This is a genomic window from Parahaliea mediterranea (assembly GCF_003402235.1).
Taxonomy (GTDB): Bacteria; Pseudomonadota; Gammaproteobacteria; order Pseudomonadales; family Halieaceae; genus Parahaliea; species Parahaliea mediterranea.
Genome location: NZ_QEWO01000007.1, coordinates 117,610 through 132,590 on the forward strand (window position 1 = coordinate 117,610; position 14,981 = coordinate 132,590).

At 66.8% G+C, this 14,981-nt stretch carries 15 protein-coding genes; 8 read left to right on the plus strand and 7 right to left on the minus strand.

What is annotated here, in order from left to right:
• Positions 1-36 precede the first annotated feature (36 nt).
• Together DDZ17_RS19275 and DDZ17_RS19280 are read left to right on the plus strand one after the other, a co-directional pair.
• Positions 37-1,056 carry a hypothetical protein gene (locus DDZ17_RS19275; protein WP_116368617.1) on the plus strand — a complete coding sequence of 340 codons (1,020 nt, stop codon included), beginning with the start codon at positions 37-39 and terminating at the stop codon, positions 1,054-1,056.
• Between the two features lie 190 nt (positions 1,057-1,246).
• On the plus strand, positions 1,247-2,833 hold the full coding sequence (locus DDZ17_RS19280; protein ID WP_116368618.1) for an ABC-F family ATP-binding cassette domain-containing protein: 1,587 nt from the start codon (positions 1,247-1,249) through the stop codon (positions 2,831-2,833).
• A gap of 24 nt (positions 2,834-2,857) precedes the next feature.
• Here the strand turns inward: DDZ17_RS19280 and DDZ17_RS19285 are convergent, their stop codons facing one another.
• Positions 2,858-3,814 carry a LysR family transcriptional regulator gene (locus DDZ17_RS19285; RefSeq protein WP_116368619.1) on the minus strand — a complete coding sequence of 319 codons (957 nt, stop codon included), beginning with the start codon at positions 3,812-3,814 and terminating at the stop codon, positions 2,858-2,860.
• 151 nt (positions 3,815-3,965) lie between these two features.
• On the opposite strand from DDZ17_RS19285, the gene DDZ17_RS19290 reads away from it, so the two are divergent.
• Both DDZ17_RS19290 and rraA read left to right on the plus strand, forming a co-directional pair.
• Complete coding sequence (locus tag DDZ17_RS19290; RefSeq protein ID WP_116368620.1) at positions 3,966-5,735, plus strand: acyl-CoA dehydrogenase; 1,770 nt, start codon at positions 3,966-3,968, stop codon at positions 5,733-5,735.
• A gap of 17 nt (positions 5,736-5,752) precedes the next feature.
• The gene (rraA, locus tag DDZ17_RS19295; protein ID WP_193940634.1) at positions 5,753-6,232 is read left to right on the plus strand and encodes a ribonuclease E activity regulator RraA; all 480 of its coding nucleotides are present in this window, start codon (positions 5,753-5,755) and stop codon (positions 6,230-6,232) included.
• 18 nt (positions 6,233-6,250) lie between these two features.
• Here the strand turns inward: rraA and nadC are convergent, their stop codons facing one another.
• Positions 6,251-7,084 carry a carboxylating nicotinate-nucleotide diphosphorylase gene (nadC, locus tag DDZ17_RS19300; RefSeq protein WP_116368622.1) on the minus strand — a complete coding sequence of 278 codons (834 nt, stop codon included), beginning with the start codon at positions 7,082-7,084 and terminating at the stop codon, positions 6,251-6,253.
• A gap of 334 nt (positions 7,085-7,418) precedes the next feature.
• Here nadC and ampD point away from each other — a divergent pair, with 334 nt between their 5' ends.
• Genes ampD through DDZ17_RS19315 form a run of 3 tightly spaced genes read left to right on the plus strand, consistent with a single transcriptional unit; the run spans position 7,419 to position 11,015 of the window.
• Positions 7,419-7,973 (plus strand): 1,6-anhydro-N-acetylmuramyl-L-alanine amidase AmpD, encoded by a 555-nt coding sequence (ampD, locus tag DDZ17_RS19305; protein ID WP_116368623.1) that lies wholly within the window; start codon positions 7,419-7,421, stop codon positions 7,971-7,973.
• A gap of 31 nt (positions 7,974-8,004) precedes the next feature.
• Complete coding sequence (locus tag DDZ17_RS19310) at positions 8,005-9,549, plus strand: sigma 54-interacting transcriptional regulator (protein ID WP_116368624.1); 1,545 nt, start codon at positions 8,005-8,007, stop codon at positions 9,547-9,549.
• Positions 9,546-11,015, plus strand: a complete 1,470-nt coding sequence (locus DDZ17_RS19315) for a serine/threonine-protein kinase (protein WP_157976735.1) — start codon at positions 9,546-9,548, stop codon at positions 11,013-11,015. Before DDZ17_RS19310 ends, DDZ17_RS19315 begins: the two co-directional genes overlap by 4 nt.
• A gap of 32 nt (positions 11,016-11,047) precedes the next feature.
• Here DDZ17_RS19315 and DDZ17_RS19320 read toward each other — a convergent pair whose 3' ends face one another.
• Both DDZ17_RS19320 and DDZ17_RS19325 read right to left on the minus strand, forming a co-directional pair.
• Positions 11,048-11,701 (minus strand): lysoplasmalogenase, encoded by a 654-nt coding sequence (locus DDZ17_RS19320; protein WP_116368626.1) that lies wholly within the window; start codon positions 11,699-11,701, stop codon positions 11,048-11,050.
• Positions 11,698-12,600, minus strand: a complete 903-nt coding sequence (locus tag DDZ17_RS19325) for a 2-dehydropantoate 2-reductase (RefSeq protein ID WP_157976736.1) — start codon at positions 12,598-12,600, stop codon at positions 11,698-11,700. The genes DDZ17_RS19320 and DDZ17_RS19325 overlap by 4 nt, the downstream gene beginning before the upstream one ends.
• A gap of 89 nt (positions 12,601-12,689) precedes the next feature.
• On the opposite strand from DDZ17_RS19325, the gene DDZ17_RS19330 reads away from it, so the two are divergent.
• Entirely contained in the window at positions 12,690-13,172 is a 483-nt protein-coding gene (locus DDZ17_RS19330; protein WP_116368628.1) for a YajQ family cyclic di-GMP-binding protein, read from the plus strand.
• 32 nt (positions 13,173-13,204) lie between these two features.
• Here the strand turns inward: DDZ17_RS19330 and DDZ17_RS19335 are convergent, their stop codons facing one another.
• Genes DDZ17_RS19335 through DDZ17_RS19345 form a run of 3 tightly spaced genes read right to left on the minus strand, consistent with a single transcriptional unit; the run spans position 13,205 to position 14,963 of the window.
• On the minus strand, positions 13,205-14,119 hold the full coding sequence (locus DDZ17_RS19335) for a phosphotransferase (RefSeq protein WP_157976737.1): 915 nt from the start codon (positions 14,117-14,119) through the stop codon (positions 13,205-13,207).
• Positions 14,086-14,712, minus strand: coding sequence for a nicotinamide riboside transporter PnuC (pnuC, locus tag DDZ17_RS19340; protein ID WP_116368629.1), 627 nt, complete (start codon positions 14,710-14,712; stop codon positions 14,086-14,088). The genes DDZ17_RS19335 and pnuC overlap by 34 nt, the downstream gene beginning before the upstream one ends.
• Complete coding sequence (locus DDZ17_RS19345; RefSeq protein WP_116368630.1) at positions 14,709-14,963, minus strand: YkoF family thiamine/hydroxymethylpyrimidine-binding protein; 255 nt, start codon at positions 14,961-14,963, stop codon at positions 14,709-14,711. Before DDZ17_RS19345 ends, pnuC begins: the two co-directional genes overlap by 4 nt.
• Positions 14,964-14,981: the final 18 nt, after the last annotated feature.

Genomic DNA, 14,981 nt, shown 5'->3' on the forward strand with positions numbered 1-14,981 from the left:
GGGATGCCAATGGGAAGTGAGGGCGTGGGTCGGCGGATGACCAGGCTGTTTCTGGTGCTTGTCCTGGTGGGATCAAGTGCGGGCTGCAAAGTGAGGATCAGCGTACCGGAGGGCGGTCAGGTGGTCAGCGCCAGCGGTGCCTTCGACTGCCCTCAGGGGCAGGTGTGCACAGTGGATGTCGTGGATGTCTTCTTCGACGAGCGCTTCAGCGGCGCGCCGGCGGCGGGTTTTGTGTTTACCGGCTGGCGCCGCGGACAGGATCGGCTCTGCGGTGGTGGCCCCAGGGATTGCCGGCTGGTCACCGAGGGATTCGCCGGTAACGAGGGGCTGATGGCGGTGCTGGAATCCGATCGCGTTTTTCACCTGGAGCCCGTCTTTGCGCGCCAGGGTGATTTAGGCCCCCTGGAAAACCGCTCTTTCCGGGCCTGTGTGAACACCGCAATGTACCAGAGCGGCTATCGCTCTGATATTACCCGCCAACACTACGACGATGGTGTCGAAGAAGGCACCCGGCGCACGCGGCGCGAAGTCTCCGGGCCGCAGCCGTACCGCGGCCAGCCTGCCATGGTGTTGAAGGAAGCCGTTTCTGACAGCGGCCCCCTGAACGCCACTTTTGAACTGACCACCTACCACCGGGTGGACATGGGCGCCTTCCGGGTGGATACCGTGGGCAGCGAGCAGGTGTCGATCACTCCGGTCAGGCAGGAAGTTGTCGGTGTTTTCACTCCGCCGTTTGTACAGCGTTTCGACCTCCAGGTCGGCGATGAGTACACCACTGAGTATACGATTGAGCTGACTTTTCCAGATAACAGCGCACCGCAGACCTTGCAACACATCCGTTCCCGCTTCATTTACGAGGGTATCCAGTCCATTACCGTACCGGCGGGAACCTTTGATGCCTGTCGGGTGCGTCGCTACGACACCGTCAACGGTGAAACCAGCGAATCCTACAACTGGATTGGTGAGGGCACGGGCATCCTCTTGCTGGAAAGCGACGCGCAGTTCGTGCCGGAGGCGGCGGTCGTCAGCGGCAGCGTCAACGGCGTGGCCCTGTAGCCGGCGCCAGAGCGAGCATGGCAATCGCCGAAGGCAGGGAGTAACATGGCCGGCCGCTATGCCAGGCTCGACATTCAATGTTGCTTGGCCTCTTCTCTGACCACAGGAGTAAAAACGATGGATTACGCAATTCCCGCCAGTTTCTGGCTTGTCGCGCATCGTTTCATGCTTGCGGTTCGGGGAATTGTCCATGCCTGCTTCTGTCATCACCCTGCGTGGGGTTACCGCGCTAACACCTGAGGGGCACTCGCTCTTCAGTCAACTCAATCTCAGCTTATCCGTCGAGCGCACCGGCCTGGTGGGCCGCAACGGTGTGGGCAAGTCCACCCTGTTGCGCCTGATGGCCGGCGACCTGCGCCCGGACAGCGGCAGCATTGACTGCCCCCTGCGCCTGGGCTGGCTGCGCCAGGGCCATGGCGCGGCTACCCGGGGCACGGTGGCCGCGCTGTTCGGCATTGGCGAGGACCTTGCGCGCCTGGCCCGCATTGAGGCCGGGCACGGGTCGCTGGGAGATTTTAGTGCGGCGGACTGGACCCTGCCGGCACGCTTTGAAAGCGCCATTGCCGGCGCTGGCCTTGCGGTAGCCGCCGATACGTCCATTGATACACTCTCCGGCGGGCAGCGTACTCGCCTGGCGCTGGCGGCGCTGCTGTTTAAAGAGCCCCAGTACCTGCTGCTGGACGAGCCCACCAACGACCTAGACCGCGACGGCCGCAGGGCGGTATTGCAGTTGCTGGCGGATTGGAATGGCGGTGCGCTGGTGGTCAGCCATGACCGGGAACTGCTGGGTGAGATGGACAGCATAGTCGAACTCACCAGCCTTGGGGCCACCCGCTACGGGGGCAACTGGCAGCACTACCGTGCCCAGAAGCAGGCGGAGCTTACGGCCATCGGGCGCGAGGTTGCTGATGCCCGCAAGCAACTGGCCGCAGTGCAGCGCAGCACGCAGCAGCGCCTGGAGCGCAAGGCGCGCACCGACGGGGCGGGGCGGCGCAAGCGGGCCAGGGGCGATGCGCCCAAAATTCTGCTGGATGCCCAAAAGCAGCGCAGCGAGGCCAGCGGTGGCAGTAGTGTGCGCCTTGGGGAGGCGCGCCAGGCCGAGGCCGAACAGGCGCTGCAGGCGGCGCGGCAGAAGGTGGAGGTGCAAAAGCCAGTGGTTGTGGAGCTTGCCTCCAGCGCCCTGGCCGCCGGCAAAACCGTGCTCACGCTGGAGGCGGTAAACGCCGGCTATGATCTGCGGCAGCCGGTATTGCAGCAGCTGTCACTCGCCCTTCGAGGCCCCGAGCGGGTGGCGCTTGTTGGCCCGAATGGGGCGGGCAAGTCCACCCTGTTGGCGCTGGTGGCGGGGGAGCTTGAGCCCTTCAGTGGCAGCGTGGCATGCCAGGTGGACTGCGCACGGCTGGACCAGCGCGCAGCGCTGTTGCAGGCGCATGGCACGGTACTGGAGAGTTTTTGCCGCTATCATCCGGGCCTTGCCGAAGGGGCCTGCCGCGAGGCGCTGGCGCGCCTGGGCTTTCGGGCCGCTGCCGCCCTGCAGCCGGTGGCCAGCCTGAGCGGTGGCGAACGCCTGCGCGCGGCCCTGGCCTGTGTGCTGGGTGGGCCGCGCCCGCCGCAGTTGCTGTTGCTGGATGAGCCCACCAACCACCTGGATCTGGAGGCCATTGCCGCGCTGGAGGCGGGGCTAGGGTCCTACGATGGCGCCCTGCTGGTGGCGAGCCACGATCAGGCCTTTCTGCAGGCCATCGGCATCGAGCGCTACATCACCCTCGGCGGCTGAGGCGGCAACGCCGCACCGCAGCGGTCAGGGCAGCGGGGCCTGTCCGTCCATCTCCCGGGCGGTGTCGGCGATCAGCTTGCGCAGCCATTTGTTGGCGGGGTTGTGCTGCAGCAGGGGGCTCCAGGCCATTTTCAGCTCCAGCGGCGGGATGTCCAGCGGCGGCTGGCGCAGCACCACCCGCGGGTTGTTGCGCTTGAGCATGGCGGCGCGGGTGGGCAGGGTAACCACCAAATCGTTCTGCTCCGCCAGGGTCATGGCGGCCTGGTAGTGGCGGGTAAACACGCGAATCTGGCGCTTTTTGCCGAGCTTGGCCAGGGCGCTGTCCACCCAGCCCAGGCGCTGCACGTCGTCTGGGTCCACGCCCACGCCCACGCCCATGCCGGTCTTGCTCACCCAGATGTGGTTGGCCTTCAGGTAGCTGTCCAGGGTGAAGTCATCCAGCAGGGGGTTTTCCGGGCTCAGCAGGCAGGAGAAGGAATCGTTCCACAGGTGAATCTGGTGGAAGGACTGGGGCATGGAGTCGAAGCGGTTGATCACCATGTCCACCTTGCCGCGCTCCACGTCCAGAAAGCTCACGTCCGAGGGGGTCATGATGTCCAGGGTCAGCCCGGGGGCCTGGGTGCGCAGCTTGCCAAGCACCGTGGGCAGCAGGGTGGATTCGGCATAGTCGCTGGCCATGATGCGAAACACGCGGCTGGCCTGGTCCGGCTCAAAGGCCGAGCGCGGCTGCACGGCGCGGTCGATCTCGGTCAGCACCTCGCGCACGATGGGCTCCAGCTCCAGCGCCCGCTCGGTGGGGGTCATGCCGTCGGAGGTGCGCACCAGCAGGGGGTCATCGAACAGCTCCCGCAGGCGCCGCAGGCCGTTGCTCATGGCCGGCTGGGACAGGTTCAGCTGATTGGCGGCCTGGGTCACATTGCGTTCGCGCAGCAGGGCGTCCAGGTAGACCAGCAGGTTGAGGTCGATACGGTTCAGGTTCACGTCGGCTCCCCGGCAAATTATTCACCCAGTGAATGCCTGGGATGCGGTGGATTAATTTACGAAATTATACGCGGCCCGATACAATTGCCAATCCTGCCGCCTGTGGGGCGGCAACTCCTCTTGTTTGCTGATTCAACACACGGGTATCTCCATGGCCAATTACCGCGCGCCCCTTGACGATATGACCTTCCTCATCGATGAACTGCTGGACGCTGGCAGCCGCCTGGGAGACCTGCCAGCCTACGCCGAGCTGGGCGTGGGGCCGGAGCTGACCACCGCCCTGCTGGAAGAGGCCGCCAAGCTGGCGGGCGATGTCATTTCGCCCCTGCGCCGGGTGGGCGACGAGCACCCGGCCACCTGTGCCGATGGCAAGGTGGCCATATCGCCCGGTTATGCCGAGGCGCTCAAGCAACTGGGCGAGGGCGGCTGGTTCGGCATTGCCGCCGACCCCAACTACGGCGGCCAGGGCCTGCCGGAGCTGTACTCCACTGCCGCCTTTGAGATGTGGAACAGCGCCGACATGGCCTTTGCCCTACAGCCCATGCTGAGCGCCGGTGCCGCGCTGGCCATTGCCGCCCACGGCAGCGACGAGCAAAAGCATCGCTGGCTGCCGAAGATGTACAGCGGCGAGTGGTCCGGCACCATGAACCTGACCGAATCCGGCGCCGGCTCCGACCTGGGGGTGATGAAGGCCCGCGCCGTGCCGGAGGGTGACCACTACCGCATCCACGGCCAGAAAATTTTCATTACCTGGGGCGATCACGAGGCCTGCGACAACATTGTTCACCTGGTGCTGGCCAAGCTGCCCGACGCGCCAGAGGGCAGCCGGGGCATTTCCCTGTTCATCGTGCCCAAATACCTTGTGAACGAGGACGACAGCCTGGGCGAGCGCAACGACGTTTATCCGGTGTCGGTGGAGCACAAGCTCGGCATTCACGGCAGCCCCACCTGCGTGATGGCCTTTGGCGACAACGACGGCGCCATCGGTTACCTGCTGGGCGAAGAAAACCGCGGCCTGGCATGCATGTTCACCATGATGAACGAGGCCCGCCTGAAGGTGGGCATGCAGGGCCTGGGTATGTCGGTGGGCGCCTACCAGCAGGCGGTGGAGTACGCCCGCGAGCGGGTGCAGGCCGGCGTGCCGATCATCCAGCACCCGGATGTGCGGCGCATGCTGCTGACCATGAATGCCCTGAACGAAGCCATGCGCGCGCTGGTGTACACCGAGGCGCTGAGCATGGACCTGGCCCATGCCGGGCCAGAGGCGGAGCGCGCCGGCGCCCAGACCCGGGTAGACCTGATGATCCCGGTGATCAAGGGCTGGATGACCGAGGTGGGCCAGGAGCTGACCTCCCTCGGTGTGCAGGTGCACGGCGGTATGGGCTATGTGGAAGAAACCGGCGCCGCCCAGTTCCTGCGCGATGTGCGCATTGCTGCCATTTACGAAGGCACTAACGGCATTCAGGCGGCGGATTTGGTGGGCCGCAAGCTGGGCCGCGACGGCGGCGGCGCCATGCTGGATGTGCTGGATCAGGTGGCGGATACCGCGGCGGCCCTGCAAGCCACCGGCGAGGCGGCCCTGGATGGCATTGCCGCCGCCCTGGTCATTGCAGCGACCGACCTGCGCGACACCACCGAACACATTGTGGCCGCGCTCAAGGACGATGCCGCCGTGGCCCTTGGCGGCTCCTTCGATTACATGATGCAGGCGGGTTACCTGCTGGGCGGCTGGCACCTGGCGCGCTCGGCACTGCTGTGCCACCAGCGTATCGCCGCGGGTGAGACGCGGGATTTCTACCCGCGCAAAATCGCCACGGCGGCCTTTTATGCCGAGGTGCTGCTGCCGCGCTGCGCCGGCCACGCGGGTGCGCTGCGCGGCGCCGGCGGCCAACTGCAAGCCTTTCCTGAAAACTGGTTGTAAGGAGACGCCCCGTGACAATGCTGCCTACCCCCGATCTGTCGGACGCCGCCCCCGAGGCGCGGGCCATCGAGCTGCCCTGGTGCAATTACGGCGCGCGCCGCCAGTTCAGCGGCCGCGCGGTCACCGTCAAGTGCTTTGAAGACAACTCCCTGGTCAAGGCCCTGGTGGGGGAGCCCGGCGAGGGCCGGGTGATGGTGGTGGACGGCGGCGGCTCCCGCCGCCGCGCCCTGCTGGGCGACATGCTGGCCGAGCAGGCCGCGGCCAACGGCTGGGCCGGGCTGGTGATTTACGGGGTGATTCGCGACGTGGACGAGATCGGCCGCACCGACCTCGGCGTGCAGGCCCTGGGCACCGTGCCGGTCAAAACCGACAAGCGCGGCGAAGGGCAGCAGGGTATTGCCCTGCACTTTGGCGGGGTGGAGATTGCGCCGGGCGACTATATCTACGCCGACAACAATGGCGTGCTGGTGAGCCGGGAGGCCATTGCCGGCGGCTAATGCACTGCGGCGGGCGCCTCAGTCCAGCCGCATCGACAGGTCCATCGCCTTGCAGTCTTTGGTGAGGGCGCCGATGGAGATAAAGTCCACGCCGGTTTCTGCCACCGGGCGCAGGGTGGCGTCGGTGATATTGCCGGAGGCTTCCAGTTCGGCCTTGCCCTTGGCCAGGGTGACGGCCTCGCGCATTTTTTCCAGGCTGAAGTTATCCAGCATGATGCGATCAGCGCCGGCCGCAAGGGCCTGGGCCAGCTCATCCATGGATTCCACTTCCACTTCCACCGGCTTGCCCGGTGCAATCTGCCGCGCCGACTGCACCGCTTTATCAATGCCGCCGCAGGCGTTGATGTGGTTTTCCTTGATCAGGAAAGCATCGAACAGGCCAATGCGGTGGTTGTGGCAGCCGCCGCAGCTCACCGCGTACTTCTGCGCCATGCGCAGGCCGGGGATGGTCTTGCGGGTGTCCAGCAGGCGCACGCCGGTGCCGCGCACCTGGTCGGCATAGCGGCGACAGGCGCTGGCGGTGCCGCTCAGCAGCTGCAGGAAGTTCAACGCACTGCGTTCGGCAGTGAGCAGGCCGCGGGCCGGCCCGCTGAAGGTGAACAGGGTGTCGTTGGCGGCCACGGTGGCGCCGTCCTCGTGCTGCCAGGCGAGTTGTATGTCCGGGTCCACCGCCTTGAATACCGCGTCGGCCCAGGGGCGGCCACACAGCACCCCGGCTTCGCGGGTGATAACCCGGCCAGTGGCCCGGGTATCCGCACCGATCAGTTCGGCGGTAATGTCGCCGCTGCCAATGTCCTCGGCGAGGGCGGCCTGAACGTTCTGGTGAATGATGTCGGCGGGCAGCTTCAGCATGGGGGTGTCTCATCGTGCAGGGGCTGCGATTCTACCAGTTGCACCGCGGGGCGTCAGGGGAGCCCATGGCTGGTCGCAGGTAGTGCAGCGGCAGTCGTAAGTCGCCCGGCGGCATTGAGCGCTGCGGCGGGCGCCGCTACTATCTTGCAGTGCGATTTAGCTGCTGCATCTGCTTTCACCGCGTTTTTAGGGGCTTCTGCGGCGTTTTGCGGTTTTTTCGACTCTTTTTTCGGCTCCTTTTTTCGGCTCCTTTTTCGATAAGGCGGAGGTGTAAATGCCACGAGATAGCCAACGCCCCCACAAAAGCCCCCACGGCACGGCAACAGAAGGCACCATGCCTTTTTATCTGGAGCAGGGCTGGCTGCGGCCGGCGCGCATTGTTCCCTCGCCCAATTTCGGGCCGCGCCCGGCGGGGGTGAAGCCCGACCTGCTGGTGATCCACAACATCTCCCTGCCCCCCGGGGAGTTCGGTGGCGAAGGTATCGAGCGCCTGTTTACCAACACCCTGGACTGGGGCATGCACCCGTTTTTTGAAGAGATTCGCGGGCTGCAGGTTTCCTCCCACCTGCTGATACGGCGCAGCGGCGAAGTGCTGCAGTTCGTCAACCTGCTGGAGCGGGCCTGGCACGCCGGCCAGTCCTGCTACCAGGGCCGTGACAACTGCAACGACTTCAGCATCGGCATCGAGTTGGAGGGCACCGACGATACGCCCTATAGCGAAGCCCAGTATCTGGCGCTGGCGGCCGTTACCCGGTGCTTGCTGCAGTCCCTGCCGGGGCTCAGCCCGGATCGTATCGCCGGGCACAGCGATATTGCCCCGGGGCGCAAGACCGACCCGGGGCACGTTTTTGACTGGCCTAAATACCGTGCGATGCTAAACTCGCCGTGAGTCCAATAATGCCAGCTATAAAACCTCGCCCATGTCTGACCCGCCCATCACGGAAGCGACCCACCCTGCCCTGATCACCAGCCTCGCCGCGGATTACCCCGCCTGCGTCCTCAGCCTGACCATTCTTTTTCATCCGGACCCACAACGTATCGGCCACTGGTGCGAGCTGCCCCTGGGCCCGCGCGGCAAATCCCTTGCGCTGGGCCGCCTGCAGCCGGCCTTTTGCAGTGGCACGGGGCAGGAGGCCGCGCTGGAAGAGCGCCATGTGTCCCGCCAGGCCCTGCTGCTGCAGTACGACCAGCACGGGCTGCGCCTGGCGCGCCAGCCGGGGGCCTGCCGCTGTCGCCTGAACGGCCAGTTGCTGGGCGATGAAGCCGTTGCCCTGGATCGCGCGACGCTGGATGCCGGCTGTATATTGCAGCTGGGCCACGCGGTGGTGCTGTGGGTGCACAGCGGGCCGCCGCGCGGCGAGCAGCACAAGGAGGTAGCGCCGGCCCTGCTCGGTTCCAGTGCCGCCCTGTGCGCATTGCGCCAGCAGATCGCCCGGACGGGCGCCGCCGACCTGGACGTGCTGTTGCTGGGCGAAACCGGCACCGGCAAGGAGGAGGTCGCCAATGCACTGCACCGTGTCAGCGGCCGGGCGCAGCAGCCGCTGGTGGCCATCAACATGGCGGCCATTCCCGTAGGTTTGGCGGCCGCGTTGCTATTTGGCAGCGTGCGCGGTGCCTACACTGGGGCCACGGCCAGCCCGGGTTACTTTCGCCAGGCCGAGGGTGGCACCTTGTTTCTCGACGAGATCGGCGATGCGCCGGTGGAGATCCAGCCGCAGTTGCTCAGGGCCTTGCAGCAGCGGCAGGTGCAGGTGGTGGGCGGCGCATTGGAGGCAGTGGATGTGCGGGTGATTGCCGCTACCGACAGTGAATTGGATACCGAAGCCAGCAGCTTCAGCGGTGCGCTGCGCCATCGCCTTGGCAGCTTTGAGCTGCTGCTGCCGCCGTTGCGCGAGCGGCGCGAGGACATTGGTGAATTGTTGTTGGCCTTTGTGCGCCGGGAGGCGGCGGCGCTGGATGCCGAGGCCCTGCTGCCATCGCTGGATGCCGACCCCATGCTGATAGCGCGCTGGGCCGAGGTGGTGCAGCGGTTGGCGCGTTACGACTGGCCCGGCAATGTGCGGGAGCTGGCCAACGCCGCCCGGCAGCTGCTGCTGGGTAGTGGCGGCCAGCTGAGCATACCGCCGGCCCTGGAGGCCCGCCTGCAGGGCGTCAGCGAGGCACCGCAGGAAGCGGCGCAGGCCCGCGCCCGGGTGTTGGCTGAGGTCACCCTTGACGATGTGCGCGCAGCGCACGTGGCCAGCGGCTACGAAGTGGCGGCCACCGCGCGCCGGCTGGGGCTGTCGCGCCAGGCAGTGTACCGGCGCCTGAAGGAGGCCGGCTTTCGCCTTGCCAGCGAGCTTGCCCAGGGCGAGCTGGATGCCGCCCTGGCCGCGGCCGCTGGCGACGAGCGCCGCGCGGCACTTGCGCTGCGGGTATCGGCCCAGGGGCTGCGCGCCCGCCTGCGACAGCGCGGCGATACGTGAGACGTTCCGGCATCGGCGCGGCCCGCATTGGCGCGGCCCGCATCGGCCCCTACCGGGTGCTGCGCCTGATCCGGCGTGGCGGCGAGGGCAGTGTCTACCTTGGCTACGATGCCCGCCTGCAGCGGCAGGTGGCGATCAAGCTCTACCACCTGCCGGCCGGGCGCAGGGCGCGCCGCAAGGTGGTGGAGGAGGCGCGCATCATCGCCGGCATCGACAGCGAACGGGTGGTGAAGATTCACGACGTGATACTGGCCGGGCACTATCTGGCAATGATCATGGCCTACGTGCCAGGAACGGATCTGGAGACGTTGCTTGAGAGTCGTGGCGCCCTCGAACTGAGTGTATTGCTCGGTATCGCCACCGATGTGGTGGCGGCCTTGGCGGCGATTCGCCGGCAGGGCATCGTGCATGGTGACTTAAAAGCCAGCAATGTGTTGGTGTCGGACAAGGGCCGCGCGGTGCTGACGGATTTTGGCATTGCCCGCGCGCCGGGTCGCTGGGCCGGTGAGCAGGGTGCGGCCAGCGCCAGCGCCCTCAGCCCCGAGCACCTAACGGGCGACCCGCTGGATGTGCGCTCTGACCTGTTTGCCCTGGGTTGCCTGCTGTACCGCATGGCCAGTGGCGAACACCCCTTTATTGCAAGCGGCCAGCTTGATGTGGCGCGGCTGCGCTCGGCCGAGGCGCCGCCGCTGCCGGACACGCTGGTGGATGGCACAGCCCTGCCTGCGCCGTTGCGGGAACTGATCCACCACCTGCTGCAGGCCGCCCCGGGTGACCGGCCCGACAACATCCAGCGTGTCCGCCAGATGCTGCGCCACCTGGCCCATGAGCGGCCCCAGTCCCTGCAGCGGCCCGTGCTGACCGAGCTGGCCGGTAGCCTGCAGGACGAGCCGGATACGTTCCTGCCGCCGCCCCTGCCGCCAGATTTCCCCCATCGTGGAGTCTCGCAACTGGCCGACTGGCGCGGCCTGGAACTATTGACACTGCAGGATATGCGCCGCCTGCTTAGCCGGCGCTGGAGCCTGCTGGCTATCGGGGCGGCCTTGCTGGCCTCCGGGCTGCTGCTGGCGCGCCTGCTGCCCCAGCCCCACCGGGTGGCAATGGCCCTGCCACGTATTGACTTGAGCCCCGCGGCGCGCCTGCCGCAGGGCTTCACCCTCAGCTGGTTGCAGGAGCAGGTTTGCACCGCGGCACTGGCCCAGAACGGGCGCCTTCAGTTTTACAACGCGCCGCAAGGCTGCCCCTCGGCGCAGGGAATGGTGGCTGGCAACCGCGCGCCGCCGCCGGCGGATGAAACCCTGGCGATCAGCCTGCATTGCGGCGTTGAGATGTGCCTGCTGGGGCTGGCCCGCAGCGGCGCCGGGGTGGATCGCTACCACCAGGCGGTGCTATTGCCCGGCATGCCCCTGGTGCGTTGGCATGCCGTGATCGCCGATGTAGCAAAGGACAGTTTTGCTCCCACCTAGACTGCGGCCTCAATTTAAACCGCGGCGTCTATCTAAACCGCGGCTGCGGAGGCTGCCAGCAGCAGCTGGGCAGCAAAATAGAGGGGGGTGCCCCACAGGCCGTTACTGCGCCCGGGCCGCACAAACTGCTGCCGCGCCACCGCCAGGTCGGACAGGGCAAAGCCCACCGCCCCGGGCACAATCCACAGCGCTGCCGCGTGCTGCCAGGTGAGCGACGCAGCCAGCAACATGGCGCCAATCACCAGCATATACAGCCCCACCGCCGGGCGCATATCGCCTGGCACATGGGGCATCAGCCAGCGCCAGCTGGCGGCCACCAGCAGCGCCACCGGCAGGGCGCTGAACCACAGCGCGCCGGGCGCGAGGGGCAGCTGGCAGAAGGCGACGATGTACAGCAGGTGGCCGATGAGGAAGGCGCCGAGCCCGGCCAGGAAGCTGGTTTGCCGCTCGATCATCAGCAGCAGGTCCCCCAGCAGGCAACAGAACAGGCCCGCCAGCAGCCACTGGCCATAGGCGCTGTGGGTAGCTCCCAGCACCCAGGCCAGCCACACAAAGGCCAGGGCCGCCAGTGGTTTGCACAGGTAGCGCCCGGGGCGCCACTGGCGGTAGTCCGCCAGCACCAGCGCTGGCACAGCCAGGGCGGCCAGCAGCACGGGAGCGAGCGGTATTGTCGTTGGCAGCGTCATGTTATGGCGGCCTCTTTGGCGGTGATCGCCTGCAACAGGGCCTGGTTGAGGGGGGCGGCAATGCCGTGCTGCCGGGCCTGCTGCACTAAAAAGCCGTTGATGTAGCTTACCTCGGTGCGCCGCCCGCTGCTGAGGTCCTGCAACATGGACGAGCGGTTGCCGGCGGTGGCGTGGATCACGGCGAACACCTGCTCCTGCAGCCCGGCCAGGGCCGCCTGCTGGCCAGCCGCTGCGCCCACCGTGCTGATTTCCGCGCACAGCGCCCGCACCTGCTGCGCCAGTGCCGGCCGCGCTGCCAGTTCGCCATTGAGGCAATGGTGCAGGGCGGTGAGGGGGTTGATGGCGCAGTTAATGGCCAGCTTGCGCCACAGGGCGCTATTGATGTCGCTTTCCCAGCGGCAGTCGGGCAGCGCCTGTTCCAGGGGGGCAAACCAGTCCGGCGCCTTCGGTACACCTGGCATGCCAAGGCGGGTTGCGCCGTGCCCGGCATGTTGCACCTGGGCGCCGCTGCCGCGGTGGGCGCCCTGGGTACTGGTGCCAAATGCCGGCCGCAGGGTTGGCAGGCGGGGGTGTAATTGCTGCGCATAGCCCATGCCGTTGGCCATCAGAATCACCCGGCTGTTGGCGCCAAGCCGATGGCCGATGCCCGCCAGCGCGGGGGCCACATCGTAGGCCTTGGTAAACACCAGCAACTGGTGGATGGGGCCGGTGGCGCCTGGCGGCTCCCAGGGCAGGGTGTGGCGGCTGTGGCTGAGCCCGGTGATCTCGATATCCAGCAGCTTGGCGGTGGGCGCCTGTCGCGGCAGCAGCACCACGTGGATGCCGGCCCGGCTGAGCTGGGCGGCGTAGAGGCGGCCCATGGCGCCACAGCCCAGTATGTGCCAGGGGGACGGGGGCACGGCTCAACCGGCCCGCCGGGGGATTGTAAACTGCGGGGGCCGCATTACCATGTGCACCTCAATGCATGCAGTGGCGAGGACAAGGCACTATGCCATCATTCGACGTGGTATCGGAAGTGGATCTGCACCAGCTCACCAACGCGGTGGACCAGGCCGGGCGTATCGTGAGCAACCGCTTTGATTTCAAGGGTGTGGAGGCGTCGTTCCAGCGCGATGAGCGCACCGTGGTAATCACCGCAGAAGCCGCCTTCCAGATCACCCAGATGGAAGACATGCTGCGCACCGCGCTCATCAAGTGCGATATTTCCGCGGCCGCCATGGACTGCGGCAAGCCGGTGCCCTCGGGCAAGCTGGTGAAGGAAACCGTGACCCTGCGCCACGGCCTGGACAGCGCCCAGTGCAAGCAGCTGGTGAAGATGATCAAGGATGCCAAGCTCAAGGTGCAGGCCCAGGTTCAGGGCGAGCAGGTGCGGGTGACCGGCAAGAAGCGGGACGATCTGCAGCAGGTGATTGCCCTGTTAAAAGCCGCGGACTTCGAGCAGCCCCTGCAGTTCACCAACTTCCGCGACTGAACCGCTGGGGCGATTTTAGCGCCTTGCCCGCGTTACTCCCCGGGCAGCCCCAGGCGCTCCACCCGGGCGGCGGCAGCCTTCAGGCGTTCTAGCTTGGCCCCCATGTCGATGCCATTCTCTGCGCTGCCGTGCGCCCCGGTGCCGGCAAACCACAGCACTTCAATATGCCGGTACAGCAGGGTGTAGGCCGCCAGGTGCTGCCAGTCGGCCGGCTGCGGCGGCTGTTGCAGGTAGGCGGTGAGCAGCGCTTCGCTGTCTGCGCGGGCCAGTTCGTCGCCGGCACAGACGACCGCCAGGTCGAACCAGGCGGAGCCCATGGCGCAGTACTCCCAGTCCAGCGCCTGCAGGCGGCCGCCGCTCACGATGCGATTGGCTACCAGCAGGTCGTTGTGGCACAGGCACAGGCTGGTCTGCTGGCGCTGCCAGGCGAGCACCGCATCCACTGTGCCATTGACTGCAGCCAGCGCCTGCGCGATGTCGGCACTTGCTGCGCGGCTGTGGCGGCGGTAGCGGGCCGTGCGCTCGGCGAGGTCCAGCCGGTGGTGCAGGGGGGGCAGGGCGTGAATGCAGCGCAGCAGGTGGGCAATGTCCTGCGGGCGCTGGGGCTGTTCGGCATCCCGTGGCAGGTAGTCGCACACCAGCGCGCCCAGGTCCGGGTTGAAGTAGCGTGGCCGGGGGGCAATGCCAGCGGCGTGGCCGCTGTGCAGGGCGCGCCACTCCGCCTGGCGGCTGATGCCGTGATGGCTTGGGTCAACCCCGTCCAGGCGCACAACAAAACACCGCCCGTCGGCGCTGGCCACTTGAATGCTGTCATTGCTGAAGCCCGGCTCCAGCGCTGCGGCCACCCGGGGCTCAGCGGGCAGCGGCGGGGTGCAATCCCAGTGGCGCCACTGGGACAGCACCTGGGCCAGCCTCAGCTGGCGGTCGCGCGGTAGTGGTGCAGCCACTGCCAGAAGCCGGCCACCACGATGACCAGATACACCGCGAACAGGGCCGAAAAGAGGTAGAGCTCGCGGTCGATGTAGAGATAGATGGAAGCGGCGTCGATCACCAGCCAGTAGATCCAGTTTTCCAGCACTTTGCGCGCCACCATCCAGGTGGTGAGAACGGCGCCCCAGGTGGTGAAGGAATCCAGGTAGGGCATGGCGGCATCGGTATAGGTGGCCAGCAGGCTGCCGCTGACGGCGGAGATGGCCAGCACCGCGGCAATGGCCACTGCGTGCTGGCGCAGGTTCCAGCGGCTGATGGGCCGCTGCCCCGCCTCGTCCCGGGCACCCCCCCGGCTCTGTTGCCACTGCCACCAGCCGTACACCGCCATCACCAGGTAGTACACCTGCAGGGCCGATTCCATCACCAGCCCCACCTGCCAGAACAGGTAGAGCGAGATGGCGGTGCCGGCAAAGGCGGCGTACCAGCACCACAGGTTCTCACGCACCGCGAGCAGCAGGTAGGCCACTCCCAGCACCACGGCCACCAGTTCCCAGCCGGACATGGCGGCCAGGGCGGTGCCAAGGTGCTGCGACAGGCCGGCTTCATTCATCGGCGCAATTCCAGTTCACCGGGAATGAACTTGCACACCAGCACCTGTTTGCCGAACTGCTCGAAGTTGGCCTTCAGCTCCTGGCGCACAATGGCGAACACGCGGTCAAAATCGCCGCAAATCTGGGTGCTCATGGCGTTGGTGACAATCACCAGGTCGCCGTGCTCGCGCAGGCGGTCGATAAAGCCCTGGATGACGGGAATGTACTCGTCCTGCAGGGGGTAAAGGCTGAGTTCTGCGGTCAGTTTCATGGGGTCTCCCGGTGTGTG

Coding starts and splice junctions, on each gene's coding strand:
- DDZ17_RS19345 (WP_116368630.1), bottom strand. CDS start 14,963: ATGAAACTGACCGCAGAACTCAGCCTTTACCCCCTGCAGGACGAGTAC.
- DDZ17_RS19320 (WP_116368626.1), bottom strand. CDS start 11,701: ATGACGCTGCCAACGACAATACCGCTCGCTCCCGTGCTGCTGGCCGCC.
- DDZ17_RS19310 (WP_116368624.1), top strand. CDS start 8,005: ATGTCTGACCCGCCCATCACGGAAGCGACCCACCCTGCCCTGATCACC.
- DDZ17_RS19290 (WP_116368620.1), top strand. CDS start 3,966: ATGGCCAATTACCGCGCGCCCCTTGACGATATGACCTTCCTCATCGAT.
- ampD (WP_116368623.1), top strand. CDS start 7,419: ATGCCTTTTTATCTGGAGCAGGGCTGGCTGCGGCCGGCGCGCATTGTT.
- rraA (WP_193940634.1), top strand. CDS start 5,753: ATGCTGCCTACCCCCGATCTGTCGGACGCCGCCCCCGAGGCGCGGGCC.
- DDZ17_RS19275 (WP_116368617.1), top strand. CDS start 37: ATGACCAGGCTGTTTCTGGTGCTTGTCCTGGTGGGATCAAGTGCGGGC.
- DDZ17_RS19330 (WP_116368628.1), top strand. CDS start 12,690: ATGCCATCATTCGACGTGGTATCGGAAGTGGATCTGCACCAGCTCACC.
- nadC (WP_116368622.1), bottom strand. CDS start 7,084: ATGCTGAAGCTGCCCGCCGACATCATTCACCAGAACGTTCAGGCCGCC.
- pnuC (WP_116368629.1), bottom strand. CDS start 14,712: ATGAATGAAGCCGGCCTGTCGCAGCACCTTGGCACCGCCCTGGCCGCC.
- DDZ17_RS19280 (WP_116368618.1), top strand. CDS start 1,247: ATGCCTGCTTCTGTCATCACCCTGCGTGGGGTTACCGCGCTAACACCT.